The sequence below is a fragment of the Halomonas sp. A40-4 genome, assembly GCF_015767635.1.
Taxonomy (GTDB): domain Bacteria; phylum Pseudomonadota; class Gammaproteobacteria; order Pseudomonadales; family Halomonadaceae; genus Vreelandella; species Vreelandella janggokensis.
The window spans coordinates 2,859,719-2,880,052 of record NZ_CP065230.1; the positions used below are offsets into that span (position 1 = coordinate 2,859,719).

Annotated in this window: 18 protein-coding genes; 6 read left to right on the forward strand and 12 right to left on the reverse strand. The window is 56.7% G+C overall.

Annotated features, from left to right (window positions below; translation table 11 throughout):
- Nucleotides 1–128 precede the first annotated feature (128 nt).
- A complete protein-coding gene (locus tag IT895_RS13535) occupies nucleotides 129–1,799 on the forward strand; it encodes a hypothetical protein (RefSeq protein ID WP_199283757.1) in 1,671 nt (556 codons plus the stop codon).
- A gap of 107 nt (nucleotides 1,800–1,906) precedes the next feature.
- On the opposite strand, the gene IT895_RS13540 is transcribed toward IT895_RS13535, so the two are convergent.
- The 5 genes from IT895_RS13540 to IT895_RS13560 form a co-directional block, all read right to left on the reverse strand.
- Nucleotides 1,907–2,986, reverse strand: a complete 1,080-nt coding sequence (locus IT895_RS13540) for an NAD(P)-dependent alcohol dehydrogenase (RefSeq protein WP_199283758.1) — start codon at nucleotides 2,984–2,986, stop codon at nucleotides 1,907–1,909.
- A 142-nt stretch (nucleotides 2,987–3,128) separates the two neighbouring features.
- Nucleotides 3,129–3,314, reverse strand: coding sequence for a CsbD family protein (locus IT895_RS13545; protein WP_082925981.1), 186 nt, complete (start codon nucleotides 3,312–3,314; stop codon nucleotides 3,129–3,131).
- Between the two features lie 173 nt (nucleotides 3,315–3,487).
- The gene (locus tag IT895_RS13550) at nucleotides 3,488–4,564 is read right to left on the reverse strand and encodes a DUF2955 domain-containing protein (protein WP_199283759.1); all 1,077 of its coding nucleotides are present in this window, start codon (nucleotides 4,562–4,564) and stop codon (nucleotides 3,488–3,490) included.
- Nucleotides 4,565–4,566: 2 nt separating this feature from the next.
- A complete protein-coding gene (locus IT895_RS13555; RefSeq protein WP_199283760.1) occupies nucleotides 4,567–5,628 on the reverse strand; it encodes an HlyD family secretion protein in 1,062 nt (353 codons plus the stop codon).
- A 63-nt stretch (nucleotides 5,629–5,691) separates the two neighbouring features.
- A complete protein-coding gene (locus IT895_RS13560; protein ID WP_199283761.1) occupies nucleotides 5,692–6,612 on the reverse strand; it encodes an EamA family transporter in 921 nt (306 codons plus the stop codon).
- 164 nt (nucleotides 6,613–6,776) lie between these two features.
- On the opposite strand from IT895_RS13560, the gene IT895_RS13565 reads away from it, so the two are divergent.
- A complete protein-coding gene (locus IT895_RS13565) occupies nucleotides 6,777–7,961 on the forward strand; it encodes an acetate/propionate family kinase (protein WP_199283762.1) in 1,185 nt (394 codons plus the stop codon).
- Complete coding sequence (gene pta / locus IT895_RS13570) at nucleotides 7,958–10,141, forward strand: phosphate acetyltransferase (protein WP_199283763.1); 2,184 nt, start codon at nucleotides 7,958–7,960, stop codon at nucleotides 10,139–10,141. Before IT895_RS13565 ends, pta begins: the two co-directional genes overlap by 4 nt.
- 89 nt (nucleotides 10,142–10,230) lie before the next feature.
- On the opposite strand, the gene IT895_RS13575 is transcribed toward pta, so the two are convergent.
- The 7 genes from IT895_RS13575 to IT895_RS13605 form a co-directional block, all read right to left on the reverse strand.
- The gene (locus IT895_RS13575) at nucleotides 10,231–10,836 is read right to left on the reverse strand and encodes a Yip1 family protein (protein ID WP_085918156.1); all 606 of its coding nucleotides are present in this window, start codon (nucleotides 10,834–10,836) and stop codon (nucleotides 10,231–10,233) included.
- 118 nt (nucleotides 10,837–10,954) lie between these two features.
- On the reverse strand, nucleotides 10,955–11,848 hold the full coding sequence (cyoE, locus tag IT895_RS13580; RefSeq protein WP_199283764.1) for a heme o synthase: 894 nt from the start codon (nucleotides 11,846–11,848) through the stop codon (nucleotides 10,955–10,957).
- A 5-nt stretch (nucleotides 11,849–11,853) separates the two neighbouring features.
- On the reverse strand, nucleotides 11,854–12,171 hold the full coding sequence (gene cyoD, locus IT895_RS13585; RefSeq protein WP_199283765.1) for a cytochrome o ubiquinol oxidase subunit IV: 318 nt from the start codon (nucleotides 12,169–12,171) through the stop codon (nucleotides 11,854–11,856).
- A gap of 1 nt (nucleotide 12,172) precedes the next feature.
- Entirely contained in the window at nucleotides 12,173–12,793 is a 621-nt protein-coding gene (gene cyoC, locus IT895_RS13590; RefSeq protein WP_199283766.1) for a cytochrome o ubiquinol oxidase subunit III, read from the reverse strand.
- A 2-nt stretch (nucleotides 12,794–12,795) separates the two neighbouring features.
- On the reverse strand, nucleotides 12,796–14,835 hold the full coding sequence (cyoB, locus tag IT895_RS13595) for a cytochrome o ubiquinol oxidase subunit I (protein ID WP_199283767.1): 2,040 nt from the start codon (nucleotides 14,833–14,835) through the stop codon (nucleotides 12,796–12,798).
- 3 nt (nucleotides 14,836–14,838) lie between these two features.
- Nucleotides 14,839–15,795 carry a ubiquinol oxidase subunit II gene (gene cyoA / locus IT895_RS13600; RefSeq protein ID WP_199283768.1) on the reverse strand — a complete coding sequence of 319 codons (957 nt, stop codon included), beginning with the start codon at nucleotides 15,793–15,795 and terminating at the stop codon, nucleotides 14,839–14,841.
- Nucleotides 15,796–16,103: 308 nt separating this feature from the next.
- Entirely contained in the window at nucleotides 16,104–16,871 is a 768-nt protein-coding gene (locus IT895_RS13605; RefSeq protein WP_199283769.1) for a DeoR/GlpR family DNA-binding transcription regulator, read from the reverse strand.
- 413 nt (nucleotides 16,872–17,284) lie between these two features.
- Between IT895_RS13605 and IT895_RS13610 the strand changes: the two genes are divergently transcribed.
- The 3 genes from IT895_RS13610 to deoC all read left to right on the forward strand — a co-directional run bounded on the left by IT895_RS13610 (nucleotide 17,285) and on the right by deoC (nucleotide 20,334).
- Nucleotides 17,285–18,124, forward strand: coding sequence for an outer membrane protein OmpK (locus tag IT895_RS13610; RefSeq protein WP_199283770.1), 840 nt, complete (start codon nucleotides 17,285–17,287; stop codon nucleotides 18,122–18,124).
- Nucleotides 18,125–18,157: 33 nt separating this feature from the next.
- A complete protein-coding gene (locus IT895_RS13615) occupies nucleotides 18,158–19,441 on the forward strand; it encodes a NupC/NupG family nucleoside CNT transporter (RefSeq protein WP_199283771.1) in 1,284 nt (427 codons plus the stop codon).
- 89 nt (nucleotides 19,442–19,530) lie between these two features.
- Nucleotides 19,531–20,334 (forward strand): deoxyribose-phosphate aldolase, encoded by an 804-nt coding sequence (deoC, locus tag IT895_RS13620; protein WP_199283772.1) that lies wholly within the window; start codon nucleotides 19,531–19,533, stop codon nucleotides 20,332–20,334.

The following is a 20,334-nucleotide window of genomic DNA, read 5'->3' on the forward strand; positions in this document are numbered from 1 at the left end:
AAGCCTCAAGGGTCACTTTTTTACATAAGGAGAAGATCATGAAGAAAACTTTGTGTATGATTATCATTTACTGATTCTTCAGCCCAACAATTCTTTCAACCCCACACCATTCAAGGAACGAATACCCGATGAAAACCAAGCTTTCCCTGGCGGTTACCCTGATCAGCGCTGGCCTGCTTAGCGGCTGCAGCGATGACAACGCATCAACCGAAGCAGCGACGATGCTGAGTTATATTCCGGCTGATTCCCCTTACTTCATGGCCTCCAGTGAGGCAATGCCCGAGCAGGAAGCCTTTGATCTCTATCAGCGCTTTCAGCCCATGGCGAGCCTTGAGTCTGATCTGGATGAACTGCGCGCGACGCTGCCCGATATTGACGATGAAGCGTCGCGGTCAATGATGAAGCTGCTGATCGCCATGGGTGAAGAGCTCGACGGTGTTGAGTCACTGGATGATTTCCATGCGCTGGGCCTGAAGGTGAGCCCTCGCGCCGCCTTGTATGGACTGGGTATCTTGCCTGTATTGCGCATGCAGCTGCAGGATGAAGAGGCCTTTCGCGAAACGCTTCAGCGCATCCTGACCAAGGCGGAGATCACCCCCAGCACGGCCACCACCAACGGCACCGAGTACTGGGTCCTGACGCCCGAGGCGCCCGTCCAGGCGATCCTCGTCATTGAAGATCAGAAGCTGCTGATGTCGGTAGTACCGCAGGATGCCAGCGACGAGTTGCTTGCGCAGGTACTGGGTAGCGATTTGCCTGACAGCAGCCTTGAAGATTCTGGCGCGCTGGCAGCGCTTGAGCAACGCCATGACTTTACCCCTTACGGTGCCGGGGAAGTCGACTTTTCACGCCTGCTTAATGAGCTCAGCTCTCCTTCCCATGCAGGTACTCAGGCATTGATGGACGCCGTTGAGGCAGAGCAATTGGATCTGTCTGCCTGCCAAACCGATATTGACCGCCTCACCAGCCGCTTCCCCGGCCTTGTTATGGGCATGCGCGAGTACAATCAAGACCGCATGGAGATGAATGTCATCCTGGAAACCGATGAAGCGATCGTCAGTGACCTGCGCGCTCTGACCACTCAGGTGCCAGGTCTTGGCAGCACAGAGGGTATGGCCAGTTTCGGCATGGGCCTGAATTTACCCTTACTGCTTCAGACGGCTCAGAAATATGCCCAGGAAGTTCGTCAGAATCCCTTCAGTTGTGATGAATTGCAGGATCTGAACAGCGCCTGGAGCGAGATCAACATGGCGATGAACAACCCGGCCACCATGATGATCGGGTCAGCGCTATCCGGCCTGAGAGCGCGCATCGACAGCCTGACAATGATCGACGGCGAACCCAGTGGCAGCGGCATCCTGACCCTTGCTTCCCCAAACCCGATGGGGCTGGTGACGACCGCAGCCACCTTCTTGCCTGAACTGGGCGCTCTTGGGCTTGAGCCAGGCGGAGACGCCAAGCAAATCGAAAGCATGATGCTGCCGCCCGAAACACCACCGCTGTATGCCGCCATGTCTGACACGGCCATTGCCCTGGGCGCAGACATCAGCGACCCGGCGTCACTGCAGGAAGCACTGCAAGCCCCTGCGTCAGAGCGCGACCTACTGCTTCATGGTCATCTGACCGGCGAGTTTTATCATTCCCTGGCCGATGTCATGGAGCAGGTGCCTTCCGATGAGCTGGAAACGTCCGATATTGACATGTTCCGGCAGTATGGGGATATCTACAAGAACATGGAGTACTGGTTCAGAGTGGACGATGCAGGCGTTGAAATGAGTTTCTCGCTGGAACTGGACTGATACCTGGCGGCTATTGCCGCCAGCAATAAAACCCGCTGACAGTTATACAGATAACCGTTAGCGGGTTTTTCATTTATAGCCTCGTTGTTTTATACGGTGCCTGAAACTCAGGAGACCCCGAGCGCCACTTTCAAGACGCCGTCGCGCTGGTGGGCGAAAAGATCGTAGGCTTCGACGATGTTCTCCAGCGCGTAGCGGTGGGTAACCATGGGGCCCAGATCCAGGCGGCCGGCGGCGATGATGCTCATCAGCCGGCGCATGCGCTCTTTGCCACCCGGGCACAGGGAGGTAATGATCTTGTGGTCACCAAGCCCCGCACAAAACGCCCCCAGCGGAACCGTCAGGTCTTCGGAGTAGACGCCAAGGCTGGAGAGCGTGCCACCGGGTTTTAACACCCGCAAGGCCGACTCGAACGTCTGCTGCAGGCCGAGCGCTTCAATGGCGCAATCGACCCCACGCCCACCGGTGAGCTTGAGGATTTCATCCACCACGTCGACCTTGCGAAAGTCCAGCGTCACGTCGGCGCCCATCTGCTTGGCCATGGTCAAACGCTCATCCACGCCGTCAACGGCGATGATCATGCCCGCCCCGCGCAGCCTTGCACCGGCCGTCGCGCAAAGGCCGATCGGCCCCTGGGCAAACACCACCACGATGTCGCCAATCTTGATCCCTCCGGCTTCGGCACCGGCAAACCCGGTCGACATGATGTCGGGGCACATCAGTACCTGCTCATCGGTCAGGCCATCCGGCACCGGCGAGAGATTGGCCTGGACATCCGGTACCAACAGGTACTCCGCCTGGGCGCCGTCGATGGTGTTACCGAAACGCCAGCCGCCCATGGGTTTGTAGCCGTGGCTGTGGTGGCCGCCATCCTGGGATGAACAGCCGTCCTGGCAGCCATAGGAGGTAAAGCTCGGGCAGATCGCCCCAGCGATCACTCGCTGGCCTTCGTGGTACCCTTGGACGTTGGCACCCAATTTCTCGATAACACCCACGGGCTCGTGACCAATCGTCAGGCCACGCTCCACCGGGTATTCGCCTTTCAGGATATGTACATCGGTGCCGCAGATGGTCGTGGTGGTCACGCGCATCAAGGCATCGTTGGGGCCAATCTCAGGGATCGGTTTGTCGTCAATTTCAATACGGCCAGGTTCAACAAAAATGGCCGCTTTCATCATGGTCGGCATGGGACGTCTCCTCGGTCGGAAGTCGAATCACCTGACCATTACGGCACACAAGACGACGCGCCATATTGCGCTGGATCAAACTTACCGCGCTTAAACGCCAACAGGGGGCCGAAGCCCCCTGTTGGTCGTCAGTATCATGTGGCTAGCGTTGTTTTTTCTGATTCTCCCTCAAATGACCTACGCCTTTCTGCATGCCGCCCTTTGCCTGTTGGGCTTTGCCTTTGGCTTCGGTTTTGCCGCTTCCGGTCACCTTGCCCGCCGCTTCTTTCAGTTTACCGACGGTCTGACTGGCAGCCCCTTTCGCCTTGTCTTTTTTGCCACTTGCCATGATGAACACCTCTAGTCCGTTAGTGGAGAATAGTGCTGGAGACAGCGCTGGAGATAGTACTGGAAATAGTTCTGAAGATAGATCTGGAGACAGCGCCTAAAAAGTAAATACTTACTTCGTCCTAGGCGCTTTCATCAGCATAGTCGGTATCTGAAATATCACCGCAATTTCTTTTAGCCTACCGCATCGGGTAAGCGCGTGGGCGACCTGGAGTTCAGTGCAACATGCAGGCAGGCCATCACCAGCAGCGTTGCCAGCAACGCCACGCTCATCGACGAAAAACGGTATAGCGCGCTGTAAACGAGGTCTTGCCCCGGCCCCAACGACTGACCAAATAAAATGCCCAGCGTTGTCAGCCCACCAAAACCGATGCCAGAGCCGCCGCCTTCCAGAATGTGCTCCCTTGCGAACAGCATGAGACCCAGCCAGTAGAGCAGGATGACCAGCATAAAATGGTGGCTTTGGGTATACAGCACCAGTTGCATGGCAAGCGCGAGGTTGCACCCCAGAAGCGTGCCCACGGCACGCTTGCCCGCAGACACTTTGGCGCCGTCATAGCCCAGTGAGAAAAGCACCAGAATGGTCGCCATCTGCGCCGAGAGCGACCCTTGCAGATCAAATACTTGAAACATCACAAACGATAGCGTCGCGGTGATGCCGCCCATCAGGGTTTCGTGGCGAATTTGTTCAGCGGGTTTTATGCCTTTGGGTGGCGGCTGACGTGGCTCAACATCGGGAAATAGCGTGTACATCAGCATGGCGATGAACACCGCAAGCCCGCTGGCCACCATGTTACTGGCCAGCAAGTCGCTCAAATCAACACTTGGGTAACTGGCAAAGTGCAGCAGAATGCTGAGCGTCAGCACACCGTTGGCCCCGAACAAGAACAAGGGGCCTTTGGCCATGAGATAAAAGCGAAAGGAGAACATCGCCAGCACTACCAACGTCATCACCACGGGCATATGCTTGAGCAAACCAACGACCAAGCTGACCTCGAGTACATTGATCGACACATTGGCCAGAAACTGGCGCACGATATGGCCGTTCAGGATGGGCACCATCCCCAGCAAAAACATCGGAAAAACGGTGAAGAACACGCCGTAGTTCCAATCCATCAGTTGGCTGACCACAAACCCCATCAGGCCACCGCCTGCCACCCGCAAACATTGGCGCAGGCCGTTCTCCGTTAATCCGGCAGGGTGCTTATCCGCCGCCGGGCGGTAGGGCTTCAATAGCCGTCGGATTGCCATGCTCAATACACCGCGTGAAGCCAGCTGATTAAACGCGCCTGAAGCGCGGCGAACGGCCTGGCCAACAGGTGGCCGCCCGGCACCAGCTGAACAGAGGCACGAGCACCACTGGCCGGTAACGAGGGGACCGGTTCGTCGAGTGCCACGTGGAGGCGTAGCCGCTGGGCATCGCGCACCCAGCGATCCGTCGTCGGAATATCAGCCAGTTGGCCATCGGCAGCCAGCTGGCCGTTACGCACGCCCGCATCAAAGGCACTGACCTTGCCTTCAAACACCTTCCCCGGCCAACTGTCGAAGACAACTTTTGCCTGATCGCCGGGGTGCACATGACGCAGGCTCTTCTCGCGGAAATCGGCAATGATATCCATCTGATCGGCCACCAGCGCCAATGCAGGCTGACCGGCCTGAACGTAGTCGCCCGCCTGCAGTTGAAGGTTGGTAACTACCCCCGGCTGCGCAGCGCGGACTTGGGTATGCGCCATATCCAACTGCGCTTTTTCCAGGGCATTTTCCGCCTGACGCAAACGCAAATTGGCCTCGCCCTCCTCACCCAACTGTACTTCAAGGCTTTCAATTTCGGCCTGGGCAGAGGCGACGGCGGACGTCGCCGTTTGTTCGGCGGCAACCTGCTGATCGTACTGCTGACGAGAAAGGCTGTGCTGTGCGAGCAACGCTTCCCCACGACGGCGCTCGCCACGACGTTCCTGGGCCGTGGCCTCTGCCGATGCCAGCCTGGCACGGGCGGCCGCAAGCTCTGCCCTCAAGCGGGCATTGTCTTGCAGGGCTTGTTCGCGATTGAGCCGGGCTTCGGCGAGCGCTAGCTGAAACGGCGCCGGGTCCAGGCGGAACAGCACATCACCTTTAGCTACCTGCTGATGGTCGTCTACCATCACTTCCTTAACAGGCGCGCTCAATTCAGGGGCAATACGCGTCACCGGGCGCATCACCCGCGCTTCCGGGGTGATGGGCATAAAGCTATCGGCGATGAGAAAATACACAAACAAAAGAATAAAGGCAGCAACCGCTACCTTTACCCAACGGGCAAAACGTTGTTCGGGGGACATGCAGGACTCATTAGCGTGTTAATGACAGCATTAGCTTATCATTTAATTAGCGCGCTAACAATATTACCGCTGCCTGGAGAGACTCAGCACCATAATCCCCCCAACAACCACGGCCCCACCGACCAACTGACTGGGGCTGAGCATTTGGCCCAGGACGAAGTAACCAATCACTAACGAAGCGACGGGTTCGATATTCATTACCGGTGCGTTGCGCGCCATATTCAGTCGAGGCACAAAGATAAACAGGGTCGAAAATGCCGAGCCGTACAACAACCCCAAAAGCGCTAACCCAATCCAGCCCTGGTTAGTTTCCGGCAAGCTCATACCTCCGGGCACAATGCCGGTAAGGCCACCGATGATCATGGCGATAAACACCGTTTGCATGGTGAGCAGGCTGCGCAGGGTACTCCCCACTCTCGCGAGCCGGTGCTCCGTAGTCCAGAGAGCACAGGCGAAGGCAAACGCCGCCGTCAAACCGAAGCCGATGCCCGCCAGCCAACCGGGGCCCATATCGTCTATATTGGCGTACCAGGCGGGAATATCGAGCACCACCAGTAAGCCGATCAGAATCGTGCCCATGATCAGACAGCTGCGCAGCGTGGGTCGCGGTCCACCTAACGCCCAACTCAGCAATGCCAACTGGATCGGAAAGGTATTCACCAGTAACAGGGCAATGACCACGGGCAAGCGCGCCACGGCCGAGTACAAACAGAGGCTCTGCACCGTGATACAGAGCCCGACCGCAAGCTGCCACGGCCAGGTGCCCGGCGGCAGCCAGAGGCGCTTTTTTTGTGCAACGACCAGACAAACCAGAATCAAGCAGGCCACACCTGAGCGGGTAAGCACCGCCAGCAAAAGCCCTGTGCCATTATCGAACGCCAGTCGCGCCGAGACGTGGTTGGCCGCGAACATCGTCGCCACCGTCATTAACAGCAGGATGGCCAAGTGACGGGGTAAAACAGACGGAAGCGAGGGGGATTGCATGTTGGAAGCGGGCTCTTTTTATGATGAAACGAAGGGTGGTAATACCCAGCATGCCGGGATTGTAGCTAGAAGGCTAACGATATAGGTGCACTGACCGCCAACCTCACATAATGTTATACTAACGTCTAATCAACCCATTGTCTCTCTATCGACAGAAGGCCTCTATGAACGCGTCGGTTCTGGTCATTAACTGCGGTTCCTCTTCCATTAAATACGCACTGATTGATGCAGACCCCAAGGCGGCACGTCTTGATGGTATTGTCGAGCGTTTGGACAGTGCGGATGCACAGCTAAAGGGCAACGATAACGCCGGTGAGCGTTTTATCAAATCACTGCCTGGCGCCGACCATGCCGAAGCCATTAGCGCTATTCTGGATAATCTGGAAGGCCGACTGCCCTCTGCGGTGGGCCACCGTATCGTTCATGGCGGTGAACATTTCACAGAAGCGGCGCTGATTGATGAGCATGTCATCGCCGCCATTGAAACCACCGCGGCCTTGGCGCCTCTCCATAACCCGGCTAACCTGACCGGTATTGCCGCGACTCGAAACGTCTTTCCATCGCTTCCTCAGGTCGCCGTGTTTGATACCGCCTTTCATCAAACCCTGCCGCCGCGCGCCTACCGCTATGCGCTGCCTGAAGCGCTTTATACCCATCATGGTATTCGCCGTTACGGCTTTCACGGCACCAGCCATGCCTTTGTTAGCCAGCGCGCCGGGGAGTTAAGCGACAGGGGAGCTGGCGGCTGGCTGACAGCGCACCTGGGCAACGGTTGCTCGACCAGCGCCGTGTGGCAACACCAAAGCCTGGACACCAGCATGGGGTTAACGCCGCTGGAAGGCCTGGTAATGGGGACCCGCAGCGGCGATGTCGACCCCGGCCTGCACGCGCATCTTCACCGCCAGCTGGGTTGGTCGCTGGAAGAGATCGATAACGTGCTGAACAAGCAGAGCGGCCTGCTGGGGCTTTCCGGCCTGACCAACGACATGCGCGAAATCGAACAGGCCGCCGAACAGGGCCACGCGGGGGCGTCGCTGGCGGTGGAGGTTTTCTGCTACCGTATCGCCAAATCACTGGCCGGCCTGTCCTGCGCGCTTCCCACCCTCGATGGCGTGATCTTCACCGGCGGCATCGGCGAAAACTCGCCCCAGGTGCGTCGCCGGGTGATTCAGCTGATGCCCCACTTCGGCTTTGCGCTGGACGACGCGACTAACGACGCCACGGTTCGCGGCCGGGAAGGCGCGCTGGATCGCGACGGTCATCGCGGCCCAGAAGTATGGGTCATCCCCACCGATGAGGAAGCCCGTATCGCTCTGGAAACCCGCCACTGCCTGGAGACCCAAGCATGAATACGCCCTCCGAAACTCCTCAGGCCATTTTGCTTGTGCCCACCAGCGAAGGGGCCGGGTTAACCTCCGCCTGTCTCGGGCTGATTCAAGCGCTGGATACCATTGGTCTCAAGGCGGGCTTCCTAAAACCGTTCATGCAGAACGAGTTGAACGGCCCGGGCCTTGATCGCTCAACGGCGCTGGTGTCCCGGGCGCTGAATCAGCGCCCGCCCTCGCCCATTTCCCAGACCCGCCTGGAGCGCCTGCTGCGCGACAACCAGACCGATGAGCTGATGGAAAACGTCATCGAGCTCTACGATCAGGTCACCCAGCAGGCTTATCGCGACGGCAGCGCACTGGATCTGGTGGTGGTCGAGGGCGTCGTCCCTACCCAGCACACCACCTACGCCACCCAGACCAATGCACAGTTGGCCAATGCATTAAATGCACGCATTATTCTGGTCGGCACCGGGGATTTAAATGAGCCTGAGGCCTTGGCGGACCAGCTAGATATGCACGCGCGCAGCTTTGGCGGCGTCAGCTCAAGCCGTACCCTGGGCGGCATTTTAATGCGTATGAAAAACTTACCTTATGCCCAGGACGATGATCTTTCTGCAGCGCCGGGCACCTTTAAACCTCAGTTGGAAGAGTCGGTGCTCGCTGAACTCCGCCAGTATTCCCCTGCTCTGGCGACTGACAAGTTTCACCTGATTGGCGTTGTCCCTTACAGCAACGCCCTCAGCGCACCGCGCACGCTGGATGTCGCACGGGCACTGAAGGCAAAGATGCTGAACGAAGGCGAGGCCCTCAGTCGCAGGGTGCTTTCCACCAGCCTATGCGCCCGAAGTGCCGCCAATGCATTGCATATTTTCACGCCGGGTAGCCTGGTCGTGGCGTCTGGCGACCGCGACGACGTGATACTGGCTTCTGCGCTTGCCACCATGAACGGCACTCGGCTGGCAGGCGTACTGCTGACCAATGGCTTTATGCCTAACGACAACATGATTGAAATGTGTCGACCAGCGCTGAAAACCGGCCTCCCTGTGCTCGCCGTCGATACCGACAGCCTGACCACCGCCCAGAACTTGAGCCAGTTGAGTAACGAAATTCCCATGGACGATTTCGAGCGCGCAGAACAGGTGGCCCGTTATGTCGCAGCTCACATCGACCTGGAATGGTTAAAGACCCATCTCAGTCGCGGCTACACGCATCGTCTTTCGCCCTCGGCGTTTCGTCACCAACTGGTCAAGCTCGCCCAGCACGCCAAGAAACGTATTGTGCTGCCTGAAGGCGACGAGCCACGCACCATCGAAGCAGCGATTATCTGTCAACGCCGCGGCATCGCCAACTGTGTGCTGCTGGGTAAACGCGATGACATTGACAGCATCGCTCGCAACCGCGGCCTGACGTTGCCAGAAGAGCTGACCATCATCGACCCGGAAAGCACCCGCGCACATTACATCGCGCCCATGGTCGACCGCCGGCGCGGCAAGCTCAACGAGTTAACCGCCGAGGCCCAGTTGCAGGACAATGTCGTGCTCGGCACCATGATGCTGCAGCTGGATGAAGTCGATGGTTTGGTATCAGGGGCGGTACACACTACGGCCAATACCGTACGCCCTGCGTTCCAACTGATTAAAACCGCGCCAGAATATCATCAGGTCTCGTCGATATTCTTCATGCTGCTGCCGGAGCAGGTAGTGGTCTATGGTGATTGCGCCGTGAACCCCGACCCGGACGCTGAAACGCTGGCCGAGATCGCCCTGCAGGGCGCCCGTTCTGCCGAAGCCTTTGGTATCGAACCACGCGTCGCGATGATCAGCTACTCGACTGGCGACTCAGGTACCGGGGCCGATGTCGACAAGGTGCGCGAGGCGACGCGCATTGCCCAGCAGCGCGCACCACACTTACTCATTGATGGCCCGCTTCAATACGACGCTGCCGCGATCGAAAGCGTCGGCAAACAGAAGGCTCCTGACTCGCCTGTGGCGGGCAAGGCCACGGTGTTTGTCTTCCCGGATCTCAATACCGGCAATACCACTTACAAAGCCGTTCAACGTAGCGCACGGGTGGTCAGCGTTGGCCCCATGCTGCAGGGCCTGAACAAGCCGGTGAACGACCTCTCACGTGGCGCGCTGGTCGATGATATCGTTTATACCATTGCCCTCACCGCCATTCAGGCCAGTCAACGACTCGCCTGACTCACCAACGCAAGCTGCCACCTTATCGTTGACGATGAGGTGGCAGGCATTAAATGTCTGAAGACATACAGAAGGCATGTCGACACTGGCTATTGCAGAATACTCAGGATTATCCGCTCACCGTAGCCCCACAGCAGTACCGTCGCTGCCAGCAGCATCTCCAATACCAGCACCCCAATTGCCAACGTCGCGCTGGAAACGATAAACCCCTGCTCATCAGAGATATCCAGGAAGTTCGGTATCCCCACGTAGAGCAGATAACCCGACCAGCAAAGTCCGATCACACCGGCCAGCAGGCAGAGCCATACAATGGGATAAAGCGCCACAACGCCGCTGAGCAACATGGGGGTAGCGACATAGCCTGCAAATTTTACGCAGCGGCGACGGTTCGGGGGGTCAACAAAACGTTGTGCCATCCAGTGGATAACATTGCCCATGAAAAACACAGCCGCCAGAATGACCAGGTAGAAAACGATGCCCGCATAAAAGGCGTCCAGCAAACCCAACTGAATGGTGCGCTCAGCACCGAGTCCCCAGCCAAACTGAGTGGTGCCAATGAAGGAACAGACTACGGGTACTGCGCTTAGAATCAGCACATGGTGGGCATAAAGATGAAACACCGTTTCGTGCTCATCGTGCATTTGTTTCCATTCGCGCTGAGGGTGGGCCATCAAGCCCCAGACGTGTGTCAGCATGGGTACGCCTCCTACTGTCCTTTTTATTCTAACCGACGGGATAGCCGGTCAAACCCGCATCGGGCTTATAGACAGTATAGACAGGAGCATTGCACTCCTGCCTAATTTCTGACGTACTTCATAACCAACGGTCTAACAACGGAGGTAACGAGAGCAGGCTGGCATCCAGCGACATGGCAACACTAAGCGCCGTAATCGCCAGAATCGATACACCAAAAACGCGCCTGGCCCAGCGAACATCATCGCTTCCGTGATAGCCCTGCACGGCTTGGTAAAGCCAATAGCTTCCCATCACCAATGCCACGATCAGATAGCCAACGCCGGCATAGCCAGCCAGCGCTAATGCCAATGACGCGGCAATGAACGCCACAATATAGCCAAGGATGTAGCGGCGAGCCGAGGCAATACCGCGAACGACTGGCAGGACCGGAATTGAAGCGGCGCGATAATCATCCATCCGGAAAATAGCGATCGCATAGGAATGCGGCATTTGCCATAGGCAGAAAATCAACAGCAGCGTCAGTGCGCCTGCGTCCAGTTGGTTCGTCACGGCGCAGTAACCCACCACCGGCGGTATTGCGCCAGATAGGCTCCCCACCAGGGTGCCGAACTCTGAATGCCGCTTCATGTAAAGGCTATATGCCCCGACATAAATAGCATAGCCAAAGCCGGCAAGCCCGACGGTGAGCGCATTGGTGCCCAACGCCAGTACCGAGAAGCCGGCAATGCCGAGTAGTGTCGCAAAGCACAGCGCCGAAACAGGGGTAATGCGCCCCTGCACCAGGGCCCGCGTACGCGTACGGCTCATCACCGCATCGATATCGCGATCAATCACGTTATTGAAGGCACAGCCCGACGCAATGACCAGCGCCAGGCCCACCACCGCGCTCATAAACAGTAGCAAGTCAAAGTCGCCGCGGGCGGCTAAAAAATAGCCGCCCATGACCGAAATGGTATTGCCACCAATGATGCCCGGTTTGGTGAGGGCGAAATAATCGCCCACGTTGACCATAAACGTTATCCCATTTGTAGATTGAGGTGTAGATGTTGCATGATCCACAACGATCCTCCAACAACCAGGCCGAGAATAACCAAGGTGAAGACGAAAGACATCAAATTCCAGCCTTCCTCCTGCTTGGTGTCCATGTGCATGAACATCACAAGCTGCACCAATATCTGGGCAACTGCAGTGATCACGATCGTCCAGACGGTGGCATTCATGCTCAACGCGCCGCTCATCACCGCCGCGAACGGGATAATGGTCAGCACGATGGAGAGAATCAGCCCCGTCACATAAGACTTGACGCTGCCGTGTGCAGTGGGTGAGTCCTTCATATTACAGAGCCCCCATCAGGTAGACGAATGAGAATACACAAATCCACACGATATCCAGAAAGTGCCAGAACAAGCTTAGACACAAAATACGCGGACGCGTCATATCGTTCAGACCCTTGGTACGCAGCTGATAGAGTACCACCAGGATCCAGATCAGCCCGAAGGTTACGTGCAGACCGTGTGTGCCAACCAGTGTAAAGAAGGCAGACAAGAAGCCGCTGCGATCAGGGCCATAGCCGAGATTTATGAGATGCTGGAACTCATAAATCTCCATGGCGATAAAGGCTGCTCCCAGCACGAAGGTGATCCAAAGCCATTTCTTGACCTTGTCGACCTTCTCGGCGGTCATTGCCAGCACCGCCATCCCATAGGTAAAACTACTGATCAGCAGTGCAAAGGTACCGGTCAGAATCAGTGGTAGATCAAAGATCTCTGAGCCGTCGGGTCCACCGGCCGTGCCCCGAAGGAGCACGGCAAAGGTAGCGAATAGTATTCCGAAGATTACCAAGTCGCTCATCAGGTAAACCCAGAAACCGAACACCTTGATGCTGCCGGTATCGTGGTGATCATGCGTCTCGGGATGAGCGTGATCGTCGTGGTTAGTTACTGCTTCGTTCGCCATGGTTACCCCTGCATCCGGACCTGTAGATGAGACGCTTCTTCGGGATGCTGCTTCAACCACTCCCGATACTCTTCGAGGCGCTGTTTATGTGCAGTCTCAATACGTTCGACTTCAGCCGCTGGCACGTAGTAATCAATGTCGTCATTGGCAACGCGTGCGATGAAGGCGACAAACATACCGATACCACCGACAATCGCCAGCCACCAGATGTGCCATACCAAGGCAAAGCCAAAGATCATCGAGAACAGACTGATCACCGGTCCCGCAATCGTATTCCGCGGCATGTGGATGTCCTGATAAGGACCGCTGCTGATCGCATCACGACCTTCCTGTTTCTGGCGCCAGAAGTCATCGATACCGCTGATTTTCGGCAGATGCGCAAAGTTGTAGAACGGCGCAGGAGAGGACGTTGCCCACTCGAGGGTACGGCCATCCCAAGGGTCACCGCTCATGTCAGCATACTTCATGCTATGGCGGTTCTTGATGCTGACCGCCACCATGATCAGCGTCGACAAGATACCCATCAGGATAATGCAGGCACCGATAAAGGCAATGATCATCATCGGCTGCCACTCGGTGGGTCCGTAAGACGACATGCGACGCACGGCCCCATCGAAGCTGAGCACGTAGAGTGGCATAAAGGCCATGAGAAAGCCGATCAACCAGCACCAGAAGCTGCGCTTGCCCCACTTTTCGTCGAGCTTGAAGCCAAACGCCTTCGGGAACCAGTAGTACAATCCCGCCATCATGCCGAACACCACACCGCCGATGATGACGTTATGGAAGTGGGCGATAACGAACAGGCTGTTATGCAGCACAAAGTTGGCCGCTGGCACCGACAACATGACGCCGGTCATACCACCGATGGTAAAGACGATGATGAAACCGATGAGCCACAGCATGGGCACGGACAGCTCGATGCTGCCGCGGTACATGGTGAACAGCCAGTTGAATACCTTCACGCCCGTGGGGATGGCGATGATCATCGTCATGATGCCGAAGAAGGCATTGACGTTGGCCCCCGCCCCCATAGTGAAGAAGTGGTGCAGCCACACGACAAACGACAGAATCGTAATCGCGACGGTGGCCCATACCATGGTGTGGTAGCCGAACAGCCGTTTGCGGGCGTACGTCGCCACGACTTCAGAGAACACCCCGAAGGCCGGCAGAATCAGGATGTATACCTCAGGATGGCCCCAGGCCCAGATGAGGTTGACGTACATCATCACGTTGCCGCCAAGATCGTTGGTGAAGAAGTTCATCCCCAGGTAGCGATCAAGGGTCAGCAGCGCGATCGTCGCGGTCAGAATCGGGAAGGACGCGATGATCAGCACGTTGGCGCACAGCGACGTCCAGGTGAAAATAGGCATGCGGAACATTTTCATGCCCGGCGCACGCATTTTCAGGATCGTCACGAAGAAGTTGATCCCCGTCAAGGTGGTACCCACCCCGGATATCTGCAACGCCCATATCCAGTAGTCGACCCCGACCCCGGGACTGTACTCAATCCCCGAGAGAGGCGCATAGGCCAACCAGCCGGTGGTACCAAACTGGCCGATAAACAGAGATAGGTTGACGATCATCGCACCGGATACAAACAACCAGAAGCTGAGGTTGTTCAGGAACGGATAGGCGACGTCGCGCGCACCGATCTGCAGCGGCACGATCAGGTTCATCAAACCGATGACCATGGGCATGGCCACGAAGAAGATCATGATCACGCCATGGGTCGTGAACAGCTGGTCGTAGTGCTCCGGCGGCAGGAAGCCTTCTGCCCCGCCAGAGGCAATCGCCAACTGGGCACGCATCATCAGCGCTTCACCAATACCGCGGATCAGCATCACCAGTGCCACGATGAAATACATGATCCCGATCTTTTTATGATCGACCGAGGTTACCCACTCACTCCACAGGTAGCCCCACTTGCGGAAGTAGGTAACACCCCCTAACACTACCGCTCCGCCCAAGGCGGTCATGACCATGAGCGTTACCATGATGGGATCGTAAAAGGGGATCGAGTCTAAACCGAGTTTTCCAAACATAGTTTACTCCGCTGCCTCCGCGTTCATCGCCATATCGCCGTCCTGCTCTTGATGATCGCTACTGGCATTTTTGTATCCGGTCTCATCAGGCAACACCTCAACAGGCTCACCGCTGTGGTAAACGTTCAGGATGTCGTCATAGAGGGTTGGCGATACTTCAGAGAAGTACTCGACCGGATGATTACGGCTTGGCTTCAACAGCTCGTTATAGCCATCGTCGAAGCTTATCGATTGGGAGGACGCTTTGACTTCTGCCACCCACTCATCGAAGCCTTCTTCCGATGTCGCATGCGCGTCAAAGGTCATGCCCGAGAAGCCCGAACCACTGTAGTTGGTAGAACGACCTGGGTAAGTGCCTTCCTCGTCTGCAATCAGATGGACGTCGTTATCCATACCCGCCATGGCATAGATCTGGCTGCCAAGCTCAGGAATGAAGAACGAATTCATCACTGACGCGGAGCTGACCCGGAAACGTACGGGCGTATCCGTGGGGAACGCCACCTCGTTGACCGTGGCAATGCCTTGCTCGGGATAGATGAACAGCCACTTCCAATCCATGGACACAGCCTGGATTTCAAGCGTTTCTTCGCCTTCCTCAGCAATGGACTTGTGCGGGTCCAGGCTGTGCGAGGTGTACCAGGTCAGCCCCGCTAGGAAGAGAACAATAACGCATGGAATCAGCCACACCACCACTTCAACCCAGGTGTTGTGAGCCCAGTCAGGCGTGTAGGCGGCCTTGTGGTTACTGCGACGATAGCGCCATGCGAAGAACAGCGTCATCCCGATAACGGGAAGCACGACGATCTGCATAATGCCAAAGGCTGTCAGAATCAGGGTGCGTTGCTCTTCGCCGATCTGACCCTTAGGATCCATCAGCGCCGAGCTACAACCACCCAGCAATAAAAATAAAGAAAGCAACAGTAGAATACCTGCCGCTTTGGCGTAGAGGTTTTTTCTCATGTTACGACCTCGTCAGGGCTGGGAGGCAAACATTGTAAACAAGCTGCCATTCTGGATAGCGAGCTAACAAAATCTCTTGAGCAAACGCAGTCGATAAGCAGGTGCTTAACGTCGACGTCTGATCGCGAGAGAGGATCGTTCGGCAGGCTAACACCGAACACAGTTACCGCAGACGAAGGCTATTCTCGCATCAATGACGCAGAAGAGAAGAGACGATTTGCCGCAGGTAAACGCCGCGGATTCTGCCACGATTGGTCCACGGCTTAAAGGTAACTTGGCAAATTTAATCCAAAAAACGACGCTAGAGGCTATGGCGCAGTGATCGTCGGGTGAGCGCTGTGCGCATCGCGCAGCAAGGCCGGGGCGCCCTCCTCGTCGGTGACAATGACGTCAAACTCACTCACTGACGCAAAGTACGCCGGTCGTACCACACCGAATTTACTGGCATCTACGACCAATAGACGCCGCATGGCCGACGCCATCGCCGCCTGCTTGGGCAGCACCTCATGGAAATGGAAGCAACTCACTCCACGCTGCATATCGACACCCGCCGCCGAAATAAATGCCTTGTTAATACCCAGCCGCTCGATGGACTCGGCCATGGTGTCACTGGCAAAAGACTGCGACGCCGGATAAAACAAGCCACCCAGCAACACCAGTCGCACGTTCGGCAAGGGGGCCACAGCATTCGCGATGTTGAGGGCATAGGTAATCACCGTCAGATCCTGATAACCACTCAGCTGATTCATTAGCGGCATCAATGTCGAGCCACAGTCAACAAACAGCGTATCGCCGTCCTCTATGAACCCCTGGGCACGCTGGCAGAGGCGATTTTTCGCCTGGTAGTGGCTGGCCTGCTGCTCGGTCAGGTCGTATACCGGGGTGACACCAGGCGTATGCGCCATGACCAATCGGCCACCGAGCAGGCTAATCACCTGCGGATAGGCGTTAACATCCCGCCGGATGGTCATTTCGGACACACCACACAGTTCGGCCGCATCGCGTAAATGCAGCGTCCCACCGCTAGCGAGTGCCTCCTGCAACGTTGCCAAGCGCAACGCGCTTCGGTCTTTCATTGACAGCTTCTCCTGGTAACGGCCTGTTGTCGTTGAATGGGCCTGGGTTATCGCGGAGGTTACCTCTTGTGAGGGCTTGAGAGCGCTTGCGGGATAGCTTTCTCCACTTGCTGATGGCCTTTCCCATTGACGGGTGGCTCTCCCCCTTTAGCTGAGGTTTCTCCTCCCCATGCTGAGCGAGCGGCCAGAGAATTACCATTAAATCAACGGCCGTTGAAACTTTATGTCAGCCGTTTTTCATTTAACAGCGGATCACGTGATAAAAATTGCAAATCCGCGTTAGAAAAATAACACTAAATGTTATAATTTTAACATTACAACTCAAGAAACCCGCTGATTCGGGTCAACGCCAGCCCTCACGTCCGTCGTCGAGGCGGATCAAAACTGCAACTAACAAACCGGTTGAGGCTACCATGACTGCTCGTACTCGTTTTACTACTGCTATTCCATCACGCGCATCGCTAACAGCGCTTGGCGCTGGCCTACTAATCGCTGGTACCGCCAGCACCGCTAACGCGGACGCCTTTGATCCCATCTGGTCGTTCGCCAATGTGTCGGTCAATTATCTTGACTGGTCTGACGGCACCGAAGACCGCACCGCGAGCAATGCCGCCAAGAGCGATTTCATGTTCCTGGAGATCGAGGGCGGGCTGGGTTACGAATGGGGTGAGTTTTACGGCTTTTTTGATTTTGAGAACCCCACCAACGACCAGTTCGACGAAGCCAGCGGCGGCACCGATAACTTCCGCACGGCGGGCAAGCTGACCTCACACATTTACCTGGGCGACAGCCCGATGTCGATTTATGCCCACCTCTACGACTTCCGTGATTACGGTTTCAACAGCCGCGAGCAAGACCAGATCCTGGGCCTGGGCTATCTCGCCAACTTTGATAACGGCGTCTGGTTCAAGCCGTTTCTGGGCGCCGCCCGGGTACAAAGTAATAACTATACCGGCTCGAACGGCTTCATGTCCGGCTGGGTCGCGGGCTACGACTTCAATGCCTTTGGCCAGAAGTTTGGTGTCACCAACTGGCACGAGCAGACCTTTGGCCGGGACGACGAATACCTGGAACAGAACTACGTCGGTGGCAAGGCTGACAGCGTGGGCACCAATGGCGCGGTAAGCTTGTGGTGGCATCCTTCCGAGTTGATCACGACCGGCATCCAGTACCGCTATTCTGATGAAAAACTAGGCACGCCTAACAATTATCAGAACGCGATGATTTACACTGTGAAGCTCAACCTGCTGTAACACGCACTTGGCCCACGCGAAGGATCTTTTTTTATGACACTCCTGATGAGCTTGGTCGGCATGGTCACCCTGGTGACCATCGCCCTGATCTTTTCTTATGATCGCAAGTCAATTCGCTTACGTACGGTGTTGGGTGCCTTCGGCATTCAAGCGGGCATTGGCGCTTTCGTCCTTTATGTGCCCTTTGGTCAGAGCGTCTTGCAGACGATCTCGGCTGGCGTTAGCCAGATTCTGGTGTATGCCGATGACGGCATCAGCTTTCTGTTCGGCGGCTTGGCAGATACTGACGAGGTCGGCTTCGTATTCGCCATTAAAGTGCTGCCGGTGATTATCTTTTTCTCCTCGCTGATTGCAGTGCTGTACTACATCGGGATCATGCAGTGGGTTATCCGTATTCTGGGTGGCGCCCTGCAGAAAGCGCTGGGCACTTCGCGTACCGAGTCGCTTTCCGCCACGGCCAACATCTTCGTCGGCCAGACCGAAGCGCCGCTCGTGGTACGTCCGTTTATTGCCCGGATGACACCTTCTCAGCTGTTTGCCGTGATGTGTGGCGGCTTGGCGTCGGTGGCGGGCTCCGTACTGGCGGGCTACGCCGCGCTGGGCATTCCCATGGAATATCTGGTGGCTGCCTCTTTCATGGCAGCTCCCGGCGGCTTGCTGTTTGCTAAACTGATCATGCCCGAAACGCAGGAAATACAGGATAGAGACAGTGTTTCCAAGGTTGAGGAAGAATTAAAGGAGCAGGAAGACAAGCCCAGCAACGTACTGGACGCAGCGGCGTCTGGCGCGACATCCGGTTTGATGCTGGCTGCCAATGTAGGGGCCATGCTGCTTGCCTTCATCGCGCTTATCGCCTTGATCAACGGCATTCTCGGCGGTGTTGGCGGCTGGTTCGGCTTTGAATCGTTGAGCCTTGAGTGGATTCTGGGCTGGCTGTTTGCCCCGCTGGCCTTTTTACTGGGTGTCCCCTGGGAAGAAGCAACACTGGCCGGCTCATTCATTGGCCAAAAACTGGTCGTTAATGAGTTTGTCGCCTATATCAACCTTGCACCCTATATTGAAGGCGAGCAGATGGTCGCAGCCACTGGCCAAGCGATGACCGCGCACACCATGGCGATTCTTTCCTTTGCCTTGTGCGGCTTTGCAAATTTATCCTCTATTGCGATTTTGCTCGGCGGCCTGGGTAGCATTGCCCCCTCGCGGCGCAAGGAAATCGCCCGCTTTGGCGTCAAGGCGGTATTGGCAGGCACCTTGTCTAACCTGATGTCGGCCTCTATTGCAGGCTTCTTTATCGCCCTGAGCAGCGTAGCTTCTTAACGTAACCGTCAACGATTACGCGGGCGCTGCTGTCATATACAGTAGTGCCCGTTTTTTTCAGTCGTTCTTAAATCCTAATACTGTGCGAGATGTCCATGACCGCTTCGATTAACATCACCCTTGCTGCGCGCCAGGCGCTTTCACTGATGGACTTGACCAGTCTCAACGATACCGACACCGATGCGTCCACCGAATCGCTGTGCAAAAAGGCAAAAACCCCCTTTGGCTACCCGGCGGCGGTATGCGTCTACCCCCAGTTCGTCGTGACCGCACGTCGCGCCCTCACCGCCCACGAGCTCAACGGTGACGTCAAAATTGCCACGGTCACCAACTTTCCCCACGGCGGTGACGACATCATGGGCGCCGCCCGCGAGACCCGTGAAGCCGTCGCCTCCGGGGCAGATGAAGTCGATGTCGTTTTCCCCTACCGCGCCCTCATGGCGGGCGACGAAGAGACCGGCCGCGAGCTGGTGGAAATGTGCCATGCGGCCTGCGGTGGCCAGGCGCTGTTGAAAGTCATCATTGAGGTCGGCGAGCTTAAAGAGCCTGCGCTTATCAAGCGGGCAAGCGAGCTGGCCATTGAAGGCGGCGCCGACTTTATCAAGACCTCAACCGGCAAGGTGGCGGTCAACGCAACGCTGGAATCCGCCGAGATCATGCTCCAGGCGATCAAAGCCAGCGGCAAGGATGTCGGGTTCAAGGCGGCAGGTGGCGTCAAGACAGCCGAAGAGGCCGCCGAATATCTGACTCTCGCCGCCAACATCATGGGGGACCAGTGGATCTCGCCACGCCACTTCCGGTTTGGTGCGTCCAGCCTGCTGGGGGACTTGCTCAATACCCTGAGTGGCAACCCGCAGACCGCGTCGCTCTCGCGTAATGACGGAGGCTACTAA